The organism is Limnohabitans planktonicus II-D5 (assembly GCF_001270065.2).
GTDB lineage: Bacteria > Pseudomonadota > Gammaproteobacteria > Burkholderiales > Burkholderiaceae_C > Limnohabitans_A > Limnohabitans_A planktonicus.
This window is the reverse complement of the sequence record NZ_LFYT02000062.1, coordinates 1-5,027: the sequence shown is the minus strand read 5'-3', so window position 1 is coordinate 5,027 and position 5,027 is coordinate 1. Positions and strand designations below refer to the sequence as shown.

Below are 5,027 nucleotides of genomic sequence, written 5' to 3'. Positions count from 1 at the left end.
TGTTGATTCGGCCCTGAGAAATTTCAACGCCCAACGATGTTGTAGGTCGGCGGTCGAAGACCCCGACATGTGCCTATGCCCAAACCCATCATGTCGTACTCTGGGAGATGACATTCCCCACACATTGATCCGGCACGCTGAAGTTTGAAATTTTTGCACCATCACCCCGTAGGTCGGTGGCTTTAGCCCCGACATGCAGCCTGCACCGAAGCCCGCCATGTCGGCTTTGTTGCCACCGACCTACAAGCTCTTTGACCATTGAATACTTCAAAGGGCCGGATCAATATTTCAAAATTCAGCGTGCCGGATCAATAATATTCTTACAACCTCAGCGTCTGGATATGTCCAACATGACTTTTCAGCCCCCGTTCAGGCGCTTGCTTGCCACACACACCCAGCGCGGCCGCCACACACCAATAAGCAGGCAGTTCCATGAATCTTCAACTCACAGGCCTCCATGCAGTCGTTACCGGTGGCTCTTGCGGCATCGGTGCAGCCATCGTGCATGCATTGGCAGCCGAAGGCTGTCGTGTATCGTTTTGCGCGCGGCGTCAGGTGCACATCGACGCAGCACTCGATTCGCTCGCGAATCTCCCCGCCAAGGTCCAGGCGAAAGCGGTCGACGTGACCGATAGCGCGAATTTTTCCCATTGGCTGGAGACGCTCGATCCCTTCGACATCTTCGTGCCCAACGTCAGCGCGCTGAGTGCGGACTGGAAAGCGTCATTGCAAACCGACATTCAGGCGACCGTCGACGCGACTGAAGCGGCCATACCCATTCTCTTGCGGTCGCCGCACGCGGCCATCACCTACATCGGTTCCAAAGCGAGTTCGTTGGCTGCACCCAAGTCTGCCGCCTACGGCGCTGGCAAGGCAGCTGTCGCCCATTACATGAAGTCTCTTGCCCTGCGCCTGCTGCCAACCGTGCGCGTCAACACGGTCTCCCCCGGGGATACCTTGTTTGCGGGCGGGCTGTGGGACCAAGTGCGGCGCAACGAACCGGAGCTCTTCCAGTCAGTCGTTCAGCGAAACCCGTTGAAGCGGCTGGCCACACCCGAGGAGATTGCGCGGGTGGTTGCCTTTGTTTCCAGCCCGGCAGCCAGTTTTGTGGCTGGCGCAAACTGGTACGTGGACGGTGGCTCCACGAGCCATGTGCAGTTTTAGGTTGCTAGATTTAAAGATCAATGCAACGGGGACGCTTCAGCGTGTAGGTTGCGCATAAGGATTGACGATGGTCCACTCCTTGAGCGCACGCCAGACAAAAGTGTCGATTTCTTTCCAATGCGCCAGGTGTTTCGGGCTCACACGCCATGTGATGTACAACCCGCCATATTCAGGGGTGTAGTAATACGCAAACATGCTTGGATACGGTAACCAGCTGTCTTTGTTGAAAGGGGGCAGGTGAATTTTTAGAAACACTGGATGTCCATATGCCCCCACGCCAATGCAGGATTTCCTGTCTCCTGTCTCTACAACACCAGGCTGGTTGTACGGGCGCGTCAACGATGTATAACAAGTCAGACCATGCACCTTGCCGAACACCTTACTAGAGCCTTCGGCTACGTATTTCTTCATGCGTGCCTCCACATTGGGTGGATAAAAGCCGGGCGCATCGGGTAGTTCTTCACCCAAGCCCCTGTATTCAATCCTGATGCCCGCAACCCAATCAGGATCGTTAGGATTTAATATCCCGTTGGCCGTATCAGGCGTCCATCCCACAAAGTCGGGCATAAAAAAAGCGAAACCGACATCAGGTTCTTCCACCAGATCATCGAGCCGTTGCGCTGCAAACCTGTGCTTGAGCTTTTTGTCTTGACTTTGCCAAAACCAGCCGTACTGCGCCGGTATTTCAAACACCAAGCCGTTGGGGAGTTTCCTGTAGATGCTTTTACCCGTCCAAGTTTTGGCAAACTCGCTGTTGGGGTCTAGTACCTGACCTGGTTTGAGCCGCAACTCGCTGGTCAGCTGCGGACGACGGGTAAACGGCGCAGGCAATTGCGCCATGTTGTGCACCTCGGCAAACGTGGGGCCGCTGGGTGTCTTTTGAGCGGCAGGTTTGTTGGGTTCGCATGCGCACAAAGTCAGTGCCGCAAACAGGCACAGCACCATGCCCCAAAGTCGGTCCGTTGCCAGGTTTTGACGCAATAGGTCTGAAGACATAGGAAAACCCCTGAATAGCCACCCATCGAAATAGATCATTAATTCTTACTCAAAAGCATGTTGGCCTCGCCAGCATTTTGAAAAATGGCTCGCATAAAACTGAGTTCAGATCCCATCCATACTTTGGCCCCGTCTCATGTGCGCATGGCTGCCCGCCTCTTTCTCCAGCCCTGTGGAGTATTCAATGGTCAACCTTGTTGCGCACTTTCAAGTTCGACACAGCTGACTTGGGCGCAGGCTGCACGCCGGCTCTGTTGCCACCGACCTGCGGTTTGGCTTGGCCATCACCTGTCAGACTTCAGCAAACCTGATCCACAGTTAATCGGCCATGCGGAAAAACCGGTATGGCATGATTTGCACCCCTCGGTAAACGGCTTTCACGCCCTACCGGCCCTCACCTTGCATTGGGGCATCCCCCGTCCAACACACCCACACTGAATGCGCGCCCTGTCCACCTGGCTGCCTGCCACCCGCCCTGTCGGTGTCTTCACCGACATCGACGACACGCTGACCACTGACGGCGCCATCACCCCCGAGGCCCTGCAGGCCCTGGCCGATCTGAAAGCGGCGGGGCTGCATGTGGTGCCGATCACCGGGCGGCCGGTGGGCTGGAGCGAGCCCTTTGCGGCCAGTTGGCCGGTGGATGCCATCGTGGCCGAAAACGGGGCGGTGGCGCTGCAACATTCGGCCAGCTGGGGTTTGCGCAAGCTGTATCTGCAAGACGCGGCCACGCGCAGCGCCAACTTCATCCGCATGCAGGCGGTCCTGGCGCAGATTGAACGCAGCGTACCGGGTGCGCGACGCTCACAAGACAGCGCCGGGCGCGAGACCGACATCGCCATTGACCACAGCGAATTCACGCAACTGCCCCAGAGTGCCATCGAGACCGTGGTGCGCATGATGCAGGCGGCGGGCATGACGGCGACGGTGAGCAGCATCCACATCAACGGCTGGTTTGGCGCGCACAGCAAACTCACCGGTGCCCGCTGGATCGTGCGCGAGCTGTGGGGCCGCGATCTGGATGCCGAAATCGACCGCTGGGTTTATGTGGGAGACTCGACCAATGACCAGGTGATGTTTGAGCACTTTGCGCACAGCGTGGGGGTGGCCAACATCCGGCGCTTTGAGCCGCAGCTGACGCACCCGCCGCGCTACATCACGCCCAGCGAACGCGGCGCAGGCTTTGCCGAATTGGCGCGGCATGTGCTGAGCCGCCTGGCCTGAACGACCCTTTTACCCCCCTGCGCGAGCCTTTGCGCGACAACCACCCCCGACAGGACTGCGCATGAACGCCCCCACTTTGTTGACCTGGTCTGAACAAGACGCCGAGCACTCGGCCCTTTGGCGCTCGGATCAGACCCTGCCCGCCCGTGTGGTGTTTGCAGATGACACGCTGTCCGCCGACAGCGCTTACCGGCTGGCCTGCGCGGGCACGGGTTTGCTGTGGCGTGGCGATTTTCAGAACGCCCGCCAGTTGCTGCAAGCCTTGTCGCGGCGCATCGACAAGCCCAAAAAAGCACGCGCAAAAAAACCGGCACCCGATGCGCAGCCCTTGCCCGGTGCGGCCTTTCACGCTCACCGCCAGGCGCAAGCCCAGCGCACACGCGTGCTGAGCCAGGTGTTGATCGAGCTGAGCGGCGACTACAGCATCAACCTGCGCCGCGCACCGGACGTGCGACAAGCCTGTACTCAAGCCTTTGGCCCGGCCAATGGCCAAACCAGCGTGATTTCTTTGCGCGCCTTGCAGGGGGTGATTGGCGCTTTTGAGTGGCGCAAGACTGGCGTCGAGTTGCCCGCTTTGGGCGAGGGGCTGCGCATTCACCCGCATTACGGGGTGTTTTCACCGGTGCGCGGCGAGTATGTGGCGCTGGTGGCCAAGGCGCCCTTGCCTGCGGCGCTGAAGGATCATTCGATGGCTTTTGACATTGGTGTGGGCACGGGGGTCTTGTCGGCGGTACTGGCGCGGCGCGGTGCCCAACAGGTGATGGCCACCGACATGGCCGAGCGGGCACTGGCCTGCGCCCGCGACAACCTGCAGCGCCTGGGCTTGCAAAACCAGGTGCAGCTGTTGCAAGCCGATTTATTCCCGCCGGGCCAAGCGGCTTTGGTGGTCTGCAACCCGCCGTGGCTGCCCGCACGCCCGACTTCGGTGCTGGAACAGGCGGTGTATGACGAAGGCAGTCAGATGCTCAAGGGATTTCTGGCTGGCCTGAAAGCGCATTTGAGCGAGGGCGGCGAAGGCTGGCTGATTTTGTCGGATCTGGCCGAACATTTGGGCTTGCGCACACGCGAGGCTTTGTTGGGCTGGATTGCCGATGCCGGGCTGCAAGTGCTCGGCCGCACAGACGTGAAGCCTGTGCACGGCAAAGCACAAGATGCCAGCGACCCGCTGCATGCAGCGCGTTTGGCCGAAGTGACGTCGCTGTGGCGTTTGGGGGCGGCGGGCTGATCTGCGATAGGCGTCAGCAAGCGGGCGCATGCCGGACTCTGATGGATGCGGTCTGAGCGTGATCGCTCGCAGGGCAAGCTCCTACAAACAGGGGTACCCGTGGGAGCCAGCCCTGCTCTCGATTCAGACGTTTGTGGTCTGCGGGTGATCGCTTGCAGGGCAAGCTCCTACAAACATCGGTACCCGTGGGAGCCAGCCCTGCTGGCGATTGAGGCGCTTGTGGTCTGCGGGTGATCGCTTGCAGGGCAAGCTCCTACAAACATCGGTACCCGTGGGAGCCAGCCCTGCTGGCGATTGAGGCGCTTGTGGTCTGCGGGTGATCGCTTGCAGGGCAAGCTCCTACAAACATCGGTACCCGTGGGAGCCAGCCCTGCTGGCGATTGAGGCGCTTGTGGTCTGCGGGTGATCGCTTGCAGGG

At 59.8% G+C, this 5,027-nt stretch carries 4 protein-coding genes; 3 read left to right on the top strand and 1 reads right to left on the bottom strand.

Annotated features, from left to right (window positions below; translation table 11 throughout):
* Positions 1-432: 432 nt before the first annotated feature.
* On the top strand, positions 433-1,164 hold the full coding sequence (locus H663_RS40675; RefSeq protein ID WP_053172328.1) for an SDR family NAD(P)-dependent oxidoreductase: 732 nt from the start codon (positions 433-435) through the stop codon (positions 1,162-1,164).
* A 36-nt stretch (positions 1,165-1,200) separates the two neighbouring features.
* Here H663_RS40675 and H663_RS40670 read toward each other — a convergent pair whose 3' ends face one another.
* The gene (locus H663_RS40670; RefSeq protein WP_053172330.1) at positions 1,201-2,199 is read right to left on the bottom strand and encodes a hypothetical protein; all 999 of its coding nucleotides are present in this window, start codon (positions 2,197-2,199) and stop codon (positions 1,201-1,203) included.
* 399 nt (positions 2,200-2,598) lie between these two features.
* Here H663_RS40670 and H663_RS40665 point away from each other — a divergent pair, with 399 nt between their 5' ends.
* Positions 2,599-3,384: an HAD-IIB family hydrolase gene (locus tag H663_RS40665; protein ID WP_053172332.1), complete on the top strand. Its 786-nt coding sequence runs from the start codon at positions 2,599-2,601 to the stop codon at positions 3,382-3,384.
* Between the two features lie 61 nt (positions 3,385-3,445).
* Positions 3,446-4,609, top strand: a complete 1,164-nt coding sequence (locus H663_RS40660; RefSeq protein WP_205872769.1) for a methyltransferase — start codon at positions 3,446-3,448, stop codon at positions 4,607-4,609.
* The last annotated feature ends 418 nt before the right edge of the window (positions 4,610-5,027 follow it).

What these genes read in the sequence shown, in the direction of transcription:
- H663_RS40675 (WP_053172328.1), top strand. Translation starts at nt 433, where the DNA reads ATGAATCTTCAACTCACAGGCCTCCATGCAGTCGTTACCGGTGGCTCT.
- H663_RS40670 (WP_053172330.1), bottom strand. Translation starts at nt 2,199, where the DNA reads ATGATCTATTTCGATGGGTGGCTATTCAGGGGTTTTCCTATGTCTTCA.
- H663_RS40665 (WP_053172332.1), top strand. Translation starts at nt 2,599, where the DNA reads ATGCGCGCCCTGTCCACCTGGCTGCCTGCCACCCGCCCTGTCGGTGTC.
- H663_RS40660 (WP_205872769.1), top strand. Translation starts at nt 3,446, where the DNA reads ATGAACGCCCCCACTTTGTTGACCTGGTCTGAACAAGACGCCGAGCAC.